Below are 17,274 nucleotides of genomic sequence, written 5' to 3'. Positions count from 1 at the left end.
GAGAGTGTTTCTACCCCGCGTCCGGAACGGGTGCAGCCGCCGGAGCCTCCGGGGCAGGAACCTTCACACCTTCGGACGCCAGCACCGCCAGGCGCTCACCGGCCTGACGCGCCGCCGCCGTGTTCGGCTGCGCCGTGGTCAGCTTCGACAGCACCTGGGCCGCCTCTTCCTTCTTGCCCAGGAGGATGAGCATCCGGGCCTTGTGGTAGTCGCCCATGCCCACCAGGAACGGGCCACCCGCGGCGCCCATCTGCTCGAAGGCCTTGATGGCGTCCTCGTACTTGCCGTCCGCCTCGAGCGCGTAGCCCTGGCCCTCGAAGGCCTCCGCGCGGAGCGGATCGTTCTGGGCCGCGCCCTTGAGGAACTCGCCGAAGGCCGTCTGCGCCGCGGCGTAGTTGCCCAGCCGGAACTGCGCCTTGCCCTCCGCCAGGGAGGCCGTCACCGCGGCCACGGTGCCACCGTGCTGCTGGCGGAACTCGCCCAGCGACTTCACCACGGCCTCGTCGCGCTCCTTCACCGACTTGAAGGGGGGCTCCGTGTCACCGGGCTGCGCGGGCTCCACGCCCTCCACGGACCGGTCGAGCACGGTCAGCGCCTGTCCCAGCGCCTGGGAGGCCTTCGCCTCGCCGCGTTTGGACACTTCGCTGGCGATGGCCACGCCCACGCCGCCCAGGATGAGCACGCCGGCGGCGAGCCCGATGATCTTCTGGCGCTGCGCAAGCCAGTCGCTCGCCTCGGTGCCCACCTTCTGGAAGGAGTCCGGCTGGCTGAGCTCTTTCTGGCGAATCTTCTCGGTCTTGGTGGTTCCGGCCACGTCTGGAAACCTCTTTTAAAGAGCGGCGCACTGTATGGAGCGCGCGCCGCGAGTGTCAACGCACTGACGCCTCAACGCTTCCCCTGGCGTTGAGGCCGCTTGCGGGCCTCGCGCTTGGCCTGCCCGGGCCGGCCCTTGAAGATGAGCCGGATGGGCACGCGCAGGTCGAACGTCTTGCGCAGCTGGTTGGTGATGTACCGCTTGTACATGTCCGGAACGCCGTCCGGATGGTTCACGGTGATGGCGAAGGTCGGCGGCGCCGCGGCCACCTGGGCGATGTAGTACATGCGCAGCGGCTTGCCCCGGACGATGGGCGCCGGGTGGTTGTCCACCATGTGGTCCAGCAGCCGGTTGAGCTGCGGGGTGGGCGCCCGGAAGCGGAACTGGTCGGCGAGCTCCGTCGCCACATCCACGACCTTCTCCACCTTGGAGCCCGTCAGCGCGGAGGTGAAGAGGATGGGCGCGTAGCCCACGAACTTGAGTGAGTGCTTGAGGGACTCGCGGTAGGTCTCCTGCCGGCGCTGGTCCGCGCCCACCAGGTCCCACTTGTTCACCACGATGACCAGGGCGCGGCCCCGCTCCTCGGCCAGGCCCGCCAGCTTGGCGTCCTGGTCCACCGCCGGCTCCGTGGCGTCCATCAGCAGCACCGCCACGTCGCTGCGCTCCATCACCTTGAGCGCGGCCACGACGGAGAACTGCTCCACGCGCTGGGCAATGGACTTCTTGCGCCGGATGCCCGCCGTGTCGGTGAGCAGCAGCTTGCGGTCCTTGTACGTGAGCTCGGAGTCCACCGGGTCCCGCGTGGTCCCCGCCACGTCACTGGCCACCACCCGCTTCTCCTTCAGGATGGCGTTGACCAGGGTGCTCTTGCCCACGTTGGGCCGGCCGATGATGGCCAGGCGGATGATGCCGTCGTCGGGCGGCGCCTCCGCGTCCTCGCCCTCTTCCTTGGGCGGCAGCCTGGCGACGACCGAGTCGAACAGCTCCTGCATGCCCAGGCCGTGCTCGGCGGACAGGGCCTGCACGTCGCCCAGGCCCAGGCGGTAGAACTCACCGGCCAGCGCCTGCATCTGCCCGGACGTGTTGTCCAGCTTGTTGGCGGCCAGCACCACCGGCTTGCCGCTCTTGCGCAGGTAGTTGGCCACGGCCTCGTCCGCGGCGGTGAGGCCCGCCCGGGCGTCGGTGACGAAGACGATGACGTCACACTCGTCCACGGCCAGCTGCGCCTGCTCCCGCACCTGCTGGAGGAGCTGGTCCTCGTCACCGGGCACGAAGCCGCCGGTGTCGATGAAGGTAAAATGGCGGCCTTCCCACTCCGCGTCCGCGTAGTGGCGATCCCGCGTCACGCCGGGCTCGTCCTGCACCAGCGCGATGCGCCGGCCCACGAGCCGATTGAACAGCGTGCTCTTGCCCACGTTGGGGCGTCCGACAATTGCGACCAGGGGCTTCATTTCAGTCGTATCCCAGCTTCTTGAGGCCTTCGGGGCGCTCGCTCCAACGCGGCTCCACGCGGACGCGCAGGTCCAGGTACACATGCGCGCCCAGCAACCGCTGCACGGACTTGCGCGCGTCGGTGCCAATGGTCTTCAGCATCTGCCCCTGCTTACCGATGATGATGGCCTTCTGGCTGTCGCGCTCCACGAAGATGGACGCGGCGATGCGGATGAGCCCGCCCAGTTGGTTCGGCGGCGTGCCCGGCCGGGGCTCGCGCTCGGATTCGTCGAAGATGTCCACCACCACGGCCGTGGAGTACGGAATCTCCTGGCGGCAGTGCCGCAGCACCTGCTCGCGGATGTACTCGGCCACCAGCGCGCGCTCCTGCTGGTCGGTGAGCATGTCCTCGTCGAAGACGTTCTCGCCTTCCGGCAGGTGTCCCAGGACGGTGTGGAACAGCCGCTCCACGCCGTCCTTCTCCCGGGCGGAGATGGGGACCACCTCCGCGAAGGGGAACTCCTGGCGGTACAGGTCGATGAGCGGCAGGAGCTGCGCCTTGGGGACGCTGTCGATCTTGTTGATGACCAGGAAGGTCGGCTTGCCGATCTTCTGCAGCCGGTCGAGGATGGCGCGGTTGCCCGGGCTCACCTCGGGCTTCTCGCTCGCCGGCGGCTCGATGAGGAAGAGGACCAGGTCCACCTCCTCCGCCGCCTGGAGCGCCACCTCGACCATGTAGCGGTTCAGCTCGCCCTTGGCCTGGTGGATGCCCGGCGTGTCGATGAACGCCACCTGCCCTTCCGGACGGGTGACGACGCCGAGGATGCGGTTGCGCGTCGTCTGCGGCTTGGGGGAGACGATGGCGATTTTTTCGCCCGTCAGTGCATTGAGCAGCGTGCTCTTGCCCACGTTGGGGCGCCCGATGAGGGCGGCGAAGCCGCTGCGGTGTGTCTTGGGGGGGGCCATTGCTTCGGAGGTGATCTGGGACGCCGCGTACCGCGGAGGCCCGAAAAGGGAACGTCTGGACAGCGCCTATCACACCCTACCGCCCGCCCGGCCATGCCAGGACGGGCGGCGAGCGGACAGGCTACGGCTGGGTCGTCGAAATGGTCAGCTTGTTGATGACCACGGGCTGGCGGGGGCGGTCATCCCCGTCGCGCGGCACGCCGGCGATCTTCTCCACCACGTCGTAGCCGCTGAGCACCTCACCGAAGATGGTGTGCTTGTTGTTGAGGTAGGTCGGCTTGGACGTGGTGATGAAGAACTGGCTGCCGTTGGTGTTGGGGCGGCCGATGTTCGCCGTGGCCAGCAGACCCACTTTGTCGAAGGTCCGGCCGCTCTGGTACTCGTCGTCCACGTTGAAGCCCGGGCCGCCGCGGCCGGTGCCCGTGGGGTCACCGCCCTGAATCATGAAGCCCGGAATCACGCGGTGGAAGATGATGCCGTCGTAGTACGGGCGCTGCGTCTTCTCACCCGTCTTCGGGTCCTGGAAGGGCAGCTCGCCCGTCGCCAGGCCCACGAAGCTGCTCACCGTCTTCGGCGCGTCCTTCGCGAACAGCTTCACCACGATCTGCCCCTGCGTGGTGTCGAAGGTGGCGTAAAGGTCATTGCCCGCGCGGGCCTCGTCCAACATTCCCATGCTACCCTCCCGTGTGGGGGCCCGTCCGAGGACGAACCCGGTCATGTGTCACGGCCTTGGTGAAACCGTCTTCGCGCCCGCGTCCTTCTGGGGCGCCGCTCCCTTGCCCGCCGCGGGGGCCGTCACGCCCGCGGGAGCCTTGTCGCCCAGCACCACGCGGGTGAGCACCACCGCGGTGCGCGGCCGGTCCCGGTTGTCCCGGGGCAGGTTGCTGATCTTCTCCACCACGTCATAGCCGCCGAGCACCTCACCGAAGATGGTGTGCTTGCCGGCGAGGTGCCCAGGCGTGGAGGTGGTGATGAAGAACTGGCTGCCGTTGGTGTTGGGCCCCGCGTTGGCCATGGCCAGCAGGCCCACCTTGTCGAACTGACGGCCGCTCTGGAACTCGTCCGCGAAGCGGTAGCCCGGGTCACCGAAGCCGGTGCCCGTGGGGTCTCCGCCCTGAATCATGAAGCCCGGAATCACGCGGTGGAACACCGTGCCGTCATACAGCGGCTTCTTCGACATCTGCCCCGTCTTCGGGTCCCGCCACGCCTTCTCACCGGCGGCCAGGCCCACGAAGTTGGCCACCGTCTTGGGCGCGTCCTTGGCGAAGAGCCGGACGACGATGGTGCCCTGGCTCGTCTGGAGCGTGGCGTAGAGGTCCTTGCCGGCCGCGGCCTTCCGGGTCCACTTGCCGGAGTCAGCGGCCAGGACGGAGCCCGCCAGCAGGCAGGTCACCAGCGCGAGCGTCTTTCGGAGGGAGGCGGGGGGCATGTCGGCGCGGCACCTTACGCGCCGCCCCCTGCCCCATCCAAGGGGTTTCACGCCGGGGTGTCGTGTCGCGGCGTTCCGGGCGGGGGGGAGGTGGGACACGCGGCGTCTTCCCGCAGCTTCTCCAGCGTCGCCTGCGCGGCGGACTGCTCCGCCTCCTTCTTGCTCCGGCCGGTGGCCCGGGCGAAGGCGGTCTCCCCCAGCATCAGCTCCACCTCGAACACCTTGGAGTGTTCCGGACCCGACTCGGAGACGACGCGATAGCGGGGCTGGAGCTTGAGCCGCTCGTGGGCCATCTCCTGGAGCAGCGTCTTGTAGTCGAGCCGCCCCTGGCCGCTGGAGACCTCGTCCAGCAGGTCCGCGAAATACCGGTCCACCAGCGCCACCGCGGCGTCCAGGCCGCTGGTGAGGAACACCGCGGCGAAGACGGCCTCCAGCGCGTCCGCCAGGACGGAGTTCTTCTCCCGGCCGCCGGACAGGAGCTCGCCCCGCCCCAGCAGCAGCAGGTCGCCCAGCGGGATGGTCCGGGCCACGCGGGCCAGGCCGTCCTCGTTGACGACGCGGGCGCGCATCTTCGTCAGGTCGCCTTCGGGGAGTCCCGGGCAGCGCGCCATCAGCCGGTGGCTGACGGCCAGGTTGACCACCGAGTCGCCCAGGAACTCCAGGCGCTGGTTGTCCTTCAGCTCCTTGTCCCGCGTCTCGTTGACGTACGTCTTGTGCGTCAGGGCCTCCAGCGCCGTCTCCATCCGGGAGAAGCTCAACCCCAACCGCGACTCCAGCAACTGCACCCGCTCGGACGGGCTCATCTTGTCCGCACCACTCAAACGCATCACTCCTGAGGTGCGTCCGGGCCCACCAGCCTCACGGCCGCGGGAGGGACCTTCAACAGGTCCGCCACCATCCGCACGATGCCTGGGAACTCATCCAGCTCGAACCGTCCCGCCCACTCCTTGCCCTGCGGCCCCGCCAGCAGCCCCCGGAAGGTGCGGCCCGCCACCCTGGCGGCGGCGAAGCGGTACGGGCGGCCCTCCACCTGCAACTGCGCCAGCAGCTCCAGGCTGCTGCGGGGAGGCAACAGCGACTCCGCGCCGAACTTCTCCACGATGTCGGAGAAGCGCACCAGCCCGGCGCCCACCGGCGCGGCCTGCGGACGGGCCGCCGGCTCGCCAAAGAGCGCGACCAGGTAGCCCGTCAGCGCCGCCCGCTCGCGGAACTCCGACAGCTCCAGCGTGTGGCCGCCGCCGGTGGCCAGGTCTTCCTTCCCCCGGGCCACGCGGGCCACGCGGAAGTTGCCCAGCCGGTCCGACACCAGCGTGACGGCCAGCTCACCGTCCAATACCTCCGTGGACAGCTCCAGCGTCTCCGGCTCCACGCGCGGCGTCAGCCCCAGCACCTGGAGCTCCGCGGAGCGGCGCTGGACGTGGAAGATGTGCTCGTTGAATGCGTCCGCGAGCAGCGCCTCGATGTCGGCGACGTCGCTGAGCGCGCCCACCAGGATGGGGGCCAGGCCCACCACGGCGGGCGGCGCGATGGGGATGAGACGGTCCCCCATCACCTGGAAGGTCACCTCGGGGATGAAGGCCCGGGTGACGGGATTGACCAGCGGGGACGACTCAAGGTCCAGCACCGCCTCGGTGCCGGCCGCGTCCTCCCGCAACTGCAGCCCGAGACCTTCCAGCCGCGCGGTGTCCATCAAGCCCCTTTGAAGGTTTCCCGGGCGATGATTGTACGCTGGATCTCGCTGGTTCCCTCGCCGATCTCACACAGCTTGGCGTCGCGCAGGTAGCGCTCGACCGGGAACTCGCGGGTGTAACCGTACCCACCGTGGATCTGCACGGCCTTGTTGCAGGCCCGCATGGCGGCCTCGGAGGCGAACAGCTTCCCCATGGAGGCCTCGCGCGAGTACGGCTTGCCTTCGTCGGCCAGCTTCGCGGCGCGGTGGACCAGGAGCCGTGCGGCGTCCAGCTCCGTCTTCATGTCCGCCATCATCCAGCGCAGTCCCTGGAACTCGCTGATGGGCTGGCCGAACGCGGTGCGCTCGCGCGAGTAGCCAATGGACTCCTCCAGGGCGCCCCGGCCCAGGCCCACCGCCAGCGCGCCGATGGTGATGCGGCCTCGGTCCAGGATCTTCATCGTGTCGATGAAGCCGTGGTCCAGCTCCCCCACGCGCGCCGAGTCCGGCACCTCCACGTTCTCCAGGACGAGCTCGGCCGTGTCCGACGAGCGCATGCCCAGCTTCCCGTGGATGGCGCGCTGGCTGAAGCCCGGCAGGCCCTTCTCCAGCAGGAAGGCGGTGATGCCCTTCTGCCGCTTCTGCGGCGAGGTGACGGCCAGCACCACGAACACGTCACCCACGGTGCCCTGGGTGATGAACATCTTGGCGCCGTTGAGCACCCAGCCGTCGCCCTTGCGCACGGCCGTGGTCTTCATGCTCGACGCGTCCGAGCCGGACCCCGGCTCCGTCAGGCCCCACGCGCCCAGGTACTCACCCGTGGCCAGCTTGGGCAGGTACTTCTGGCGCTGCGCGTCCGAACCGAAGACGCGCAGGTGGCTGGTGCCCAGGCCGTTGTGGCTGGCCACCGTCAGCGCCAGCGAGCCGTCGTAGCGGGCGATCTCCTCCACCGCCACCGCCACGGCGAGCGAGTCCATGGCCGCTCCGCCGAACTCCTCGGCGACGAGCATGCCCATGACCCCGAGCTGCCCCAGCTCCCGGACGACTTCCATGGGGAACTTCTCGTCCTTGTCCCACTCACGGGCATACGGCTTCACCCGCCGTTCGCAGAAGTCACGGATGGAGGACTGGAGGGCGCGATGGCTTTCTGGAAGGTCAAAATCCATGGTGTCAGCAGGATCTATAGCAGACGGCCCAAGCGCAGCCCGGGCCTTGGAGGTGGGGTAACGCTACCTACTCAAACCGGATAGACACCGTGTTTCTTTTCCGCACGGGGCTGATGCCGCTGGGAGTAGACGCCGTAGCGCTGGGTGAGCTCTTGACGCAGCCGGTCACCCGGGACGATGTCGTCGATGACCAGCTCGCTGGCCAGCTTGTAGATGTCCACGTCCTGCTTGTACTCGTCGCGCAGCTTCTGGACGTAGGCGGGCCGCTCGGCCTCCGGCAGCTCCTGGATCTTGTTGTAGTAGACGGCGTTCACCGCCGCCTCCGGACCCATGACGGCGATCATCGCTCCGGGCAGCGCGATGGTGGCGTCCGGGGCGAAGCCGGGGCCGCTCATGGCGTAGAGGCCGGCGCCGTAGGCCTTGCGGACCACCACGCAGATGCGCGGCACGCTGGCCTCGGACACGGCGGAGATCATCTTCGCGCCGGCGCGGATGATGCCCGCGCGCTCCACCTTGGTGCCAATCATGAAGCCCGGCACGTCCGCCAGGTAGAGCAGCGGGATGTTGAAGGCATCACACAGCCAGATGAAGCGGGCCGCCTTGTCCGCGCTGTCCACGAACAGCACGCCGCCCTTGTACTTGGGCTGGTTGGCGACGATGCCCACCGGGCGGCCGTCGATGCGGGCCAGGCCCGTGACGAGCTCCTGGGCGAAGAGCTTCTTCACCTCGAACCAGCTGCCCTCGTCGATGAGCTCGTTGATGAGCTCATGCATGTTGAAGGGCTTGTTCTGGTCGACGGGGACGATCTCCTCCACCTTCTTGCCGCCGGCCTTGGGGGCCTTGGGCTCGGCGCGCGGCGGCGCCTGGGAGAAGTTCTCCGGGAAGTAGCCGATGTACTTCTTCGCCGCCTCGATGGCCTCCTGCTCCGTCTTCACCAACACGTCGCCGACGCCGGAGATGGAGCAGTGCATCTTCGCGCCACCCATCTCCTCCAGGGTGACCTTCTCCCCGATGACCATCTCCGCCATGCGCGGGCTGCCCAGGTACATGGAGGCATTGCCTTCCACCATGATGACCAGGTCGCAGAACGCGGGGATGTACGCGCCACCGGCGGCGGACGGGCCGAAGAGCAGGCACACCTGCGGCACGAAGCCGGACATGTGCACCTCGTTGTAGAAGATGCGGCCGGCGCCGCGGCGCCCGGGGAACATCTCCACCTGGTCGGTGATGCGGGCACCGGCGGAGTCCACCAGGTAGAACAGCGGGCAGCGCAGGTCGCGGGCCGTCTCCTGGATGCGGAGGATCTTCTCCACCGTGCGGGCGCCCCAGCTCCCGGCCTTCACCGTGGAGTCGTTGGCCATGATGGCCACGGTGCGCCCGGCCACCTTGCCCACGCCGATGACGACACCATCCGAGGGCAGGTCCGGGTCCAGGTTGTTGGCGAGCTTCGCGTCCTCCACGAAGGAGCCCTCATCCACCAGCAGGCGGATGCGCTCGCGGGCGAAGAGCTTGCCCGCCTCCGCGTTCTTCGCGTGGTACTTCTGCGCGCCACCCTTCTCCACCTGGGCGATCTTCTCCAGCAGTCTCGAGTCTTGGGACATGGCCCGTGGCACATAGCAGAAAGGGCTACGGCTGGCTGCCTTCTCGCTGGGGAACCGGCGCGGCCTGACAGGCAGACGACGCACCGCGCAGAACGGTCCCCGCAGGGGATGCCGCTCCAGGCTCCCCTGCCTACCTTGGTGCTCAACGGGGGCGTGCTCGCGATGGATGCGCACCCGGCAACCATTGGGCCCAGGAGGGACGCATGTTCGCAGCGAAGAAAGGCAAGTGGATGGCCAAGGGAATCGCCCGGAGCGAGCTGTATCGCAAGTGGCTGGCCCATAAGCTCATCAATGACCTGCCGCGGGTGGCGCGGAACCGCTGGGATGACTTCGAGCCGGATGACGTGCTGCGGCATGTCGGATTGACCACCTACAAGCCGGCGCGCGCGGGCCTGGGCGGCCTGGGCATCTTCCTCCTCGGCGTGGCCGCGGGTGGCGTGGCGGCCCTGCTGCTGGCCCCGAAGACGGGCACCGAGCTGCGGACCACCGTGAAGGACAAGGCCACGGCCTACATGAACAAACAGAACGTCAACCTGGGCCAGGAGCGCACCGCGAACGCCTGACCGGCGCGCGCGGCCCTCGCGCCATGTGACGTGACGCACTTCGGGGACGGGGCACCGGTGGGTACCGGGCCTTCCGTCCCCGATTTCGTCCGTGCGGGCTAGCGGCCCTTGTAGACGGGCGCGCGCTTCTCCGCGAAGGCGCGCAGGCCCTCCAGGCGGTCCTCCGTCTTGAGAATCTCCTCGTACTTGCGCAGCTCCAGCGCCAGCGCGTCGTCCAGCTCCAGGCCCGTGCCCTCGTCGATGGCGTGCTTGGCCGTGGCCACGGCGATGGGCGCGTTCTCCACCACCGACTCCGCCAGCCCGTACGCCACGGCCAGCAGGTGGCCCTCCGGCGCCAATCGGTTCGCCAGGCCCACGCTGAAGGCCTCGGCGGCGTTGATGCGGCGGGCGGTGAGGATGAGGTCCTTCGCGCGGCCCGGGCCCACCAGGCGCGCCAGGCGCTGCGTGCCTCCGCCGCCGGGGATGATGCCCAGCTTCACCTCGGTGAGCCCCAGCTCCGCGGCCGGGGCGGCCACGCGCAAGTCGCACGCGAGCGCCAGCTCCGTGCCACCGCCCAGGGCCGCGCCGTTGATGGCGGCGATGAAGACGCAGTCGCTCTTCTCGATCGCGCGGAAGGTGCGGCGCAGCCCGTCCAGGAAGGCGCGGACCTCGTCCTCGGCCATGGTGGCGCGCTCCTTCAGGTCGGCGCCTGCGCAGAAGGCCTTGTCACCCGCGCCGGTGATGACGACGGCGCGCACGTCACGGCTGGAAGACACGCGGGTCACCAGCTCGCCCAGCTCCTTCAACATGGCGCGGCTGATGGCATTGCGGCGGCTCTCGCCGTCGATGGTCCAGATTTCGATGGGACCGCGTGCGTCGACCTTGAATTCCGGCATGTTCGCTCCCCTTTTCCCGGCCTGGCAGGCGGGCTGCTCTGGGCCGCGGCAGAGTGCGGCCATAAGCCGGGTCTGGCAAGGCGGAAACGGTTAGCATGGGGGACATGGCCACGCCTCTGCGCTCCATCTCGCACCGACTCTCCCGGTGGGCCCCCTGGCTGCCCGCCATCGCCTACGTGGCGCTCCTGCTCCCGCTCGAAGCCTGGGGACGCGGGGGGGGCGGCGAGCACTACTCCCGCCCCTCGTCCGGCAACGGCGGTGGCCGCGGCGGCGGCGACGGGGACGGCGTCGCGCTCTGGGTCGTCTATCAGCTCTTCAGCCTGGTCTTCCGCTACCCCAAGGTCATGCTGCCGCTGCTCTGCATTGGCGGCATCATGTACTGGCTGTACCGCCGCAACCTGCACCCGGACGCCACCACCCGGAAGGCCCTGGAGCAGCGCGAGGCGTATCAGCGCACCCAGGTGTCCCAGCGTGACGTGCAAGGCTGGGTGAACGCCCTGAAGCTGAAGGACCCCGCCTTCGAGCTGGCGCCGATGCTCGACAAGACGAAGTGGCTGTTCATGGAGCTGCAGCAGGCGTGGTTCCTCCGGGACATGACGCCGGTGCGGCCCTTCCTGTCGGACGCCACCTTCCAGCGCTTCGGCGTGCAGTTGGAGCTCATGCGCGCGCAGGGCGTGCGGGACGCCATCACCGACTTCGAGGTGCTGGACCTCCAGCTCATCGGCCTGGACCAGAGCCAGTGGTTCGACAGCATCCACGTCCGTGTCCATGCGCGGATGCGGGACACCGACGTGCCCGTGTCCTTCAGCGACGCGCAGGCCACCGAGGCCGCGCGCAAGGTCCCCAGCGAGGCCTTCACGGAGGTCTGGACCTTCGTGCGCAAGCCGGGGGCGCAGACGCGCATCGGCGCGGACCTGTTCCAGGGCAAGTGCCCCAACTGCGGCGCGCCGTTCAACGGTGGCGCGGCCAACAGCTGCGAGTTCTGCGGCGCGGTGGTGAACTCGGGTAACTACGACTGGACGCTGTCCGAAATCACCCAGGGCATCGAGCACGCGCCGTACCACAAGACGGTGGACGGGCTGATGCAGGCACGCGAGTCGGACCCGGCGCTCAACCTGGAGATGCTGGAGGACCGCGCGTCGCTGCTGTTCTGGAAGTGGATTGACGCGCAGAGCCGCGGCGACACGAAGCCCCTGGCCAAGGTGGCCCGGACGGACACCGTGCAACGGCTGGAGACGGAGCTGGAGGGCCTGCGCCGCCAGGGGGTCCGCCGCGTGTTCCTGGAGTGCGCCGTGGGCTCCGCGGACGTGCGCGCGTTCCAGGTGGACCCGCAGGGCCAGGACGTGGCGCACGTGGAGATTCGCTGGAGCGCGCGCATGGGCGTGGGGCCCGCCAGCGAGCGGCCCCGCTCCCTGCCCACCGTGCCCCAGCGCTACATCTTCACGCTGACGCGCAAGCACGGCGCGCAGACGAACACCGCCAACGGCATGTCCACGAACCGGTGCCCGCAATGCAACGCGCCGCTGACGAACAGCGCCGCCACGGACTGCGACTACTGCGGCACGCCGCTGGCCACCGGTGAGCGGGATTGGGTGCTCGCGGCGGCGCGCACGTTCGAGGCGTGGAACGCGGACGAGGACGCGCGGTTCCGGGCCCTCCCCCCACGCCGGGCCGCGCCGCAACAGGGCATGGGTGACCAGGGCCACACGCCTCGGCCCGAGGACGCGGTGATGGACGTCCAGGAGCGGCAGCGCTTGCTGTACATGATGGCTGCCATCGCCGCCGCCGACGGCGAGGTCACGTCCGCGGAGCGCAAGCTGCTGAAGCTGTGCTCGGAGCGCTGGGGCGTGGTGTGGGACAACGTGGAGCTGGCGCTGAGCATGGGGCCACAGCTCTTCGACCGCCTCGTGGAGAAGGGCAGCCCCGAAGCGGAGGTGTTCCTGCGCAACATCGTGGAGATGGCGCTGGTGGACGGCCGCATCGACCGCAAGGAGCGGCGGATGCTGGTGAGCGCAGCCGCCCACCTCGGACTTCAGGACCGGCTGGAGTCCATGCTCGGCGGACGCTGAGGCAACGGGGTGGGCTCCGGGGCGCGGCGACACCGCGCGCCCCGGCCGGCCTCCTCACACGCGGCGGAGCCCCGCTTACGCGTCCCGCCTGAACGCAATCACCCTGCCCGCCTCGTTCGCTGGCGGCGGCTCATCCGTCCTGGTGCCTTGATAGGTGTCGATGACGCCATGGACCCGGCCCGTCACCACGCGAAGCGTCTGGGCGGCGGTGGTCGTCTGTTCGACACGCCCCAGCGTCTGCTTCATCATCGCGGACAGCTCATCCACCGCGCTGGAGATCCGCGCCACACCCGCGGCCTGGCTCGCCACCGCCACTGAAATCTGCTGCACGCCCTCCGTGCTGGTGCGCAGCACGGTGGACAGGCCCCGCAGTCGCTCTCCCGAGGTGCGCACCACCTCGAGGTCCCGCGCCATCCGATCCGCCCCCTTCAGCGAGAGCTCCACGACGTGCTGGAGCGACCGGTGCACGGTGTCCAGGATGCCGCTCACCTGCCCCGCCGCCCGGACGGACTGCTGCGCGAGCCGCCGCATCTCCGTGGCCACCACCGCGAAGCCCTTGCCGTGCGCCCCCGCGCGCGCCGCCTCGATGGCCGCGTTCACCGCCACCATGTGGGACTGGTCCGCCAGGTCCTTCACCGCCAGGGTGACGCTCGAGAGCTGCCGCGCCTGGCCGTCCAATCCACGCAGGAGCCCGGCCATCTCCATCACCTGTGCGCGGATGGCCTCCAGGCCCTCCATGCTCTGGCCCAGCATGGCCTCGGCGTCAGCCCCCACGTCCCCCGCCTGGAGCGTGGAGGCGAGGATGGCATCCGCCTGACGCGAGGCCGTGGAGGACGCCCGCTGCATCTCATTCGTCGCCACCTGCGTATCCGAGAGCGCCGCGGACTGGCGCGACAGCATCGCGCGCTGGTCATCCGTGCTCGACACGAGCGAATGGGTCGCCTCCGTCAGCGCCCGCGCCGAGTCCACCAGCGGCTCCACCACGCGCGTGCGAACCTCCCCTTGAGACAACTCCAACCAGGCCTGTCGCGCCGCCAGCGCCCGGGCATCCTTCACCGCGCCTCGCCCGCCAATCAGGAGGAACACGTTCTCGAACACCACCCAGCCGATGTGCTCCCACGCGCGCCAGGCACTGGCGGACTCCACGCCGAAGATGGACAAGGGCCAGTAGTGGCCGCGAAGCAGGTGGTCCGCCGCCACCAGCGCCGAGTAGAGGAACAGCACCCGCGCGTCCCGGTACATGGCCAGCAGCGCCAGGGTCCCGAAGATATGGAAGTGCGTCTCGATGCGCCCGTCCGTCAGATGGATGAGCAGCCCGGACACCAACGCCTGCGCCGTGGCGATGACGAACCGCGTGGCCTCCCGACCCGGCAACGCCCACGCCATGGCCATCGGCAGGCTCGCCAGGAGGCCCCCCAGCCCAGCCGCCGCCCAGACGTGCGGATGGACCTGACTGGACGTCCCGCTCCACGTGCGGGGGGACAGCGCCAGGGCCACCACCAGCCCGCCAACCCACTGGAGCCCCATCAGCACGGCGAACATCCGGTCCGTGCGACGACTCAGCGCCAACTGGTGGGCATCGAACAGAGATTGCGAACGTCTCGCGAGGACGTCGGCATCGAGCGAGACGTTCATCCGGCACTTCCCGTTGAGGCAGCAGGTGGGGTCAAAACGACCTCAACCCTACCCGTTCACCACCTCGAAACGTAAGTCCGAGCAGAATTTTTCAATGACGCCTGGATTCTAGGGCTGCCGGGTGCTTCATGACTTCGACACTGAGGAGGACCCGCTCACGTCTGGGCCCGGCGGGCGGCCTTCTTCTCACGCTCGCCCAGCGCGGCCTGGAGGTACTTGCCCGCCAGCTTCCGGCCGATGAGCTCCTGGGCAATCTCCCCGGCCTCCACCAGCCGGTCCAGGTTGATGCCGGTGTCCACGCCCATGCCGTGGAGCATGAAGACGGCGTCCTCGGTGGCCAGGTTCCCCGCCGCTCCCGGGGCATAGGGGCACCCGCCCAGGCCGCCAATGCTGGCGTCGAAGGTCGTCACGCCCGCGGACAGGCCCACCAGCGCGTTCGCCAGCGCGGTGCCGCGCGTGTCGTGCAGGTGCAGCGCCAGCTTCTCCACGGGGATGTGCTTCAGCAGCGCCTCCAGCAGTCCCTCCGTCTGGCGCGGCGTGCCGATGCCAATCGTGTCGCCCAGGCTGAGCTGGTAGATGCCCGCGTCCACGAGCCGCCGGCAGATGTCCACCACGCGCTCCACCGGGACGTCGCCCTCGTAGGGGCAGCCCCACACGGTGGACAGGTAGCCACGCACGCGCATACCCGCCTGGAGCGCGGAGGCAGTCACCTCGCGCGCGCCCACCACGGCCTCGGCGATGCTCTTGTTGATGTTCTTCTTCGAGTGCGCCTCGGAGGCGGAGATGAAGACAGCGGCCTCCTCCAGGCCCGCCTCCTTCGCGCGCTCCAGGCCCTTGAGGTTGGGCACCAGCGCGGAGAACACGACGCCGTCGCGACGGCCCACCAGCCGCAGCAGCTCCTCGGCGTCCGCGAGCTGGGGAATCCACTTGGGTGACACGAACGACGTCACCTCGATGCGCTTCTCCCCCGCGGCCACCAGTGCGTTGATGAGGCGCGCCTTGTCCCGCGTGGGCAGCGTCCGCAGCTCGTTCTGCAAACCGTCCCGGGGACCGACTTCGTAGACGTCGACCCGCTTGGGCAACTGGTCCAGCCAGCCCAACCTCGCCCTGGAGTGTTCCTGCATCTCAGCCATGGCGCCGCTCCGCTCCCACGATCAGGTCGGTTGACTGCGCGTCCAGCGGACCACCCGCCAGGCCACCGTGCACCCAGACGACGGAAAATCCCGTGCTTTCCAACAGCCGCACCCAATCCGCAAGGGGATAGTAACGAAGGGAATAGGATGCGCGCAGGCATCGCCCCTCCGGGGAGGTCAGCGTCCGACGGCCCTCGTCCCGCCCCGTCGAGGCGTCGAAGCAGCTCTCCTCCTCCAGGACGCTTCCATCCGGTAGCGTCCCGCGGAAGGCCGCCCGGGGGGACGCCGCCAGTCGCTCGAACGGCACCGTCTGGAACACCCACCGTCCTCCTGGCCGCAGCACGCGCGCGACCTCGCGGAGGATGTGCATGTGCTCGCCGTCCGTGAAGGCGGCCAGCGTCGAGTACCACGCGTAGGCCCCCGCCAGGGACGCCTCGCGAAACGGCAGGGCCCGCAGGTCCCCCTGGATCGCCGGGAAGCCCGGGCGCCGCATGGCCAACGACAGTGCGTCCAGCTCCAGCCCGATGACGCGCCCCGCCAGAGGACCCACCGCGTTCAGCCGCGCCGCGTGGCGGCCATGGCCGCACCCCAGGTCCACCACCGGCGCCGGCCCCGCCACGTCCGCGAAGGCTCGGGCCAGGTAGTCCACCTCACGCGCGGTGACGGCCTCCGACAGGAACGGCAGCGTGCTGCGAAGGTAGAGCTCTCCGAAGAAGCTCATCGCGACGACAGGCCCGCGCGCAGACGGCGCACGGCTTCGTCCAGCACCGCCTCCGTCTTGCAGAAGGCGAAGCGGGCCAGTCCCTGCCCCAGGTGCCGGTGCGCCGGGCCATAGAAGGCGCTGGGCGGAATGGCCGCCACGCCCACTTCGGACACCAGGTGGCGGCAGAAGGCCACGTCATCGGCGAAGCCCTGGCGCGAGATGTCCGCGAGGATGAAGTAGCTGCCCTCCGGGGCGAACGCCGTCAGCCCGGCCTCACGCAGCCCGGTGAGCAGCCGCTCCCGCTTCGCCGCGTAGGACGCCGTCAGCTCCGTGAAGTACGCGTCCGGCAACCGCAGCGCCTCCGCCATGGCGGCCTGTAGCGGCGCGGCGGTGGCGAAGGTCACGAACTGGTGGGCCCGCTGCACCGCGTCTCGCAGCGGCGGCGGCGCGATGACCCAGCCCACCTTCCAGCCGGTGAGGCTGAACGTCTTCCCGCCGCTGCTCACCGTCACGGTGCGCTCGGCCAGCCCGGGCAGCGTGGCCGGACGCAGGTGGCGGGCGGGCTCGAAGACGAGGTGCTCGTACACCTCGTCGGAGAGGACCTTCACGTCGAACTCGGCGCACAGCTCGGCCAGGAACGTCAGCTCGTCGCGGGTGAAGACCTTCCCCGTCGGGTTGTGGGGCGTGTTGAGGATGAGCAACCGGGTGCGCGGGTTGAAGGCGGCGCGGACCTCGTCCCGGTCGAACCACCACTGCGCGTGGTCCGCGTCCGGCGGGCGCAACGGCACGAAGCGCGCGGTGGCCCCCACGAAGGTGATGTTGGCGTCGTAGGAGTCGTAGAAGGGCTCGAAGGCCACCACCTCGTCGCCCGGGTCCACCAGACCCAGCAGCGTGTCGAGGATGGCCTCGGTGGCGCCGCTGGTCACCGTCACCATGGTGTCCGGGTCCACTGCCTGGCCGTAGAAGCGCGCCGAGTGCTCGGCGATGGCCACGCGCAGCTCCCGAGCGCCCGCGCCCATGGAGTACTGGTTGCCCCCGTCGCGGATGGCGCGCTGCGCCGCTTCCTTGATGGCCGCTGGTCCGTCGAAGTCAGGGAACCCCTGCCCCAGGTTCACCGCGCCGTGGCGGGCGGCCAGGGCGCTGAACTCGGAGAAGACGGTGGTGGCGAACCGGGTGACTCGCTGCGCGGCTACGGGCCTGGGCATGGACGTCGGCTCCTC

At 69.6% G+C, this 17,274-nt stretch carries 16 protein-coding genes; 2 read left to right on the top strand and 14 right to left on the bottom strand.

The genetic code is table 11. The features are described from left to right. Positions 1 to 10 precede the first annotated feature (10 nt). The 9 genes from HNV26_RS15735 to HNV26_RS15695 all read right to left on the bottom strand — a co-directional run bounded on the left by HNV26_RS15735 (position 11) and on the right by HNV26_RS15695 (position 9,076). A complete protein-coding gene (locus tag HNV26_RS15735; RefSeq protein ID WP_171441544.1) occupies positions 11 to 814 on the bottom strand; it encodes a tetratricopeptide repeat protein in 804 nt (267 codons plus the stop codon). A 71-nt stretch (positions 815 to 885) separates the two neighbouring features. Beyond that, positions 886 to 2,265 carry a ribosome biogenesis GTPase Der gene (gene der, locus HNV26_RS15730; RefSeq protein ID WP_171441545.1) on the bottom strand — a complete coding sequence of 460 codons (1,380 nt, stop codon included), beginning with the start codon at positions 2,263 to 2,265 and terminating at the stop codon, positions 886 to 888. A 1-nt stretch (position 2,266) separates the two neighbouring features. Next, positions 2,267 to 3,211 carry a GTPase Era gene (gene era / locus HNV26_RS15725; protein WP_090492610.1) on the bottom strand — a complete coding sequence of 315 codons (945 nt, stop codon included), beginning with the start codon at positions 3,209 to 3,211 and terminating at the stop codon, positions 2,267 to 2,269. A 121-nt stretch (positions 3,212 to 3,332) separates the two neighbouring features. Beyond that, entirely contained in the window at positions 3,333 to 3,929 is a 597-nt protein-coding gene (locus HNV26_RS15720; RefSeq protein ID WP_090492608.1) for a peptidylprolyl isomerase, read from the bottom strand. Positions 3,930 to 3,932: 3 nt separating this feature from the next. Continuing rightward, positions 3,933 to 4,640 carry a peptidylprolyl isomerase gene (locus HNV26_RS15715; protein WP_171441547.1) on the bottom strand — a complete coding sequence of 236 codons (708 nt, stop codon included), beginning with the start codon at positions 4,638 to 4,640 and terminating at the stop codon, positions 3,933 to 3,935. A 47-nt stretch (positions 4,641 to 4,687) separates the two neighbouring features. Beyond that, positions 4,688 to 5,470: a ribonuclease III gene (gene rnc, locus HNV26_RS15710; RefSeq protein WP_171441548.1), complete on the bottom strand. Its 783-nt coding sequence runs from the start codon at positions 5,468 to 5,470 to the stop codon at positions 4,688 to 4,690. Continuing rightward, a complete protein-coding gene (locus HNV26_RS15705; protein ID WP_171441569.1) occupies positions 5,467 to 6,330 on the bottom strand; it encodes a hypothetical protein in 864 nt (287 codons plus the stop codon). The genes rnc and HNV26_RS15705 overlap by 4 nt, the downstream gene beginning before the upstream one ends. Continuing rightward, the gene (locus tag HNV26_RS15700; RefSeq protein ID WP_090492602.1) at positions 6,330 to 7,475 is read right to left on the bottom strand and encodes an acyl-CoA dehydrogenase family protein; all 1,146 of its coding nucleotides are present in this window, start codon (positions 7,473 to 7,475) and stop codon (positions 6,330 to 6,332) included. Before HNV26_RS15700 ends, HNV26_RS15705 begins: the two co-directional genes overlap by 1 nt. A gap of 71 nt (positions 7,476 to 7,546) precedes the next feature. Next, positions 7,547 to 9,076, bottom strand: a complete 1,530-nt coding sequence (locus HNV26_RS15695) for an acyl-CoA carboxylase subunit beta (RefSeq protein ID WP_090492600.1) — start codon at positions 9,074 to 9,076, stop codon at positions 7,547 to 7,549. A gap of 203 nt (positions 9,077 to 9,279) precedes the next feature. Between HNV26_RS15695 and HNV26_RS15690 the strand changes: the two genes are divergently transcribed. After that, complete coding sequence (locus HNV26_RS15690; RefSeq protein WP_171441549.1) at positions 9,280 to 9,639, top strand: YtxH domain-containing protein; 360 nt, start codon at positions 9,280 to 9,282, stop codon at positions 9,637 to 9,639. Between the two features lie 98 nt (positions 9,640 to 9,737). Here the strand turns inward: HNV26_RS15690 and HNV26_RS15685 are convergent, their stop codons facing one another. After that, positions 9,738 to 10,514, bottom strand: a complete 777-nt coding sequence (locus HNV26_RS15685; protein ID WP_011553770.1) for an enoyl-CoA hydratase-related protein — start codon at positions 10,512 to 10,514, stop codon at positions 9,738 to 9,740. Between the two features lie 104 nt (positions 10,515 to 10,618). Between HNV26_RS15685 and HNV26_RS15680 the strand changes: the two genes are divergently transcribed. Further along, positions 10,619 to 12,583 carry a TIM44-like domain-containing protein gene (locus HNV26_RS15680; protein ID WP_171441550.1) on the top strand — a complete coding sequence of 655 codons (1,965 nt, stop codon included), beginning with the start codon at positions 10,619 to 10,621 and terminating at the stop codon, positions 12,581 to 12,583. Between the two features lie 75 nt (positions 12,584 to 12,658). On the opposite strand, the gene HNV26_RS15675 is transcribed toward HNV26_RS15680, so the two are convergent. From HNV26_RS15675 to HNV26_RS15660, 4 genes are all read right to left on the bottom strand, one after another. Next, positions 12,659 to 14,218 (bottom strand): methyl-accepting chemotaxis protein, encoded by a 1,560-nt coding sequence (locus HNV26_RS15675; RefSeq protein WP_171441551.1) that lies wholly within the window; start codon positions 14,216 to 14,218, stop codon positions 12,659 to 12,661. A 155-nt stretch (positions 14,219 to 14,373) separates the two neighbouring features. Continuing rightward, positions 14,374 to 15,351 (bottom strand): hydroxymethylglutaryl-CoA lyase, encoded by a 978-nt coding sequence (locus tag HNV26_RS15670; protein ID WP_171441552.1) that lies wholly within the window; start codon positions 15,349 to 15,351, stop codon positions 14,374 to 14,376. Further along, a complete protein-coding gene (locus tag HNV26_RS15665) occupies positions 15,344 to 16,072 on the bottom strand; it encodes a class I SAM-dependent methyltransferase (protein WP_171441553.1) in 729 nt (242 codons plus the stop codon). The genes HNV26_RS15670 and HNV26_RS15665 overlap by 8 nt, the downstream gene beginning before the upstream one ends. Further along, positions 16,069 to 17,259, bottom strand: coding sequence for an aminotransferase class I/II-fold pyridoxal phosphate-dependent enzyme (locus HNV26_RS15660; protein ID WP_171441554.1), 1,191 nt, complete (start codon positions 17,257 to 17,259; stop codon positions 16,069 to 16,071). Before HNV26_RS15660 ends, HNV26_RS15665 begins: the two co-directional genes overlap by 4 nt. Between the last annotated feature and the right edge of the window lie 15 nt (positions 17,260 to 17,274).

This window comes from Myxococcus xanthus, from assembly GCF_013116825.1.
Lineage (GTDB): Bacteria > Myxococcota > Myxococcia > Myxococcales > Myxococcaceae > Myxococcus > Myxococcus xanthus_B.
The sequence above is the reverse complement of the archived record's forward strand: the minus strand, read 5'-3'. Positions and strand labels throughout refer to the sequence as shown.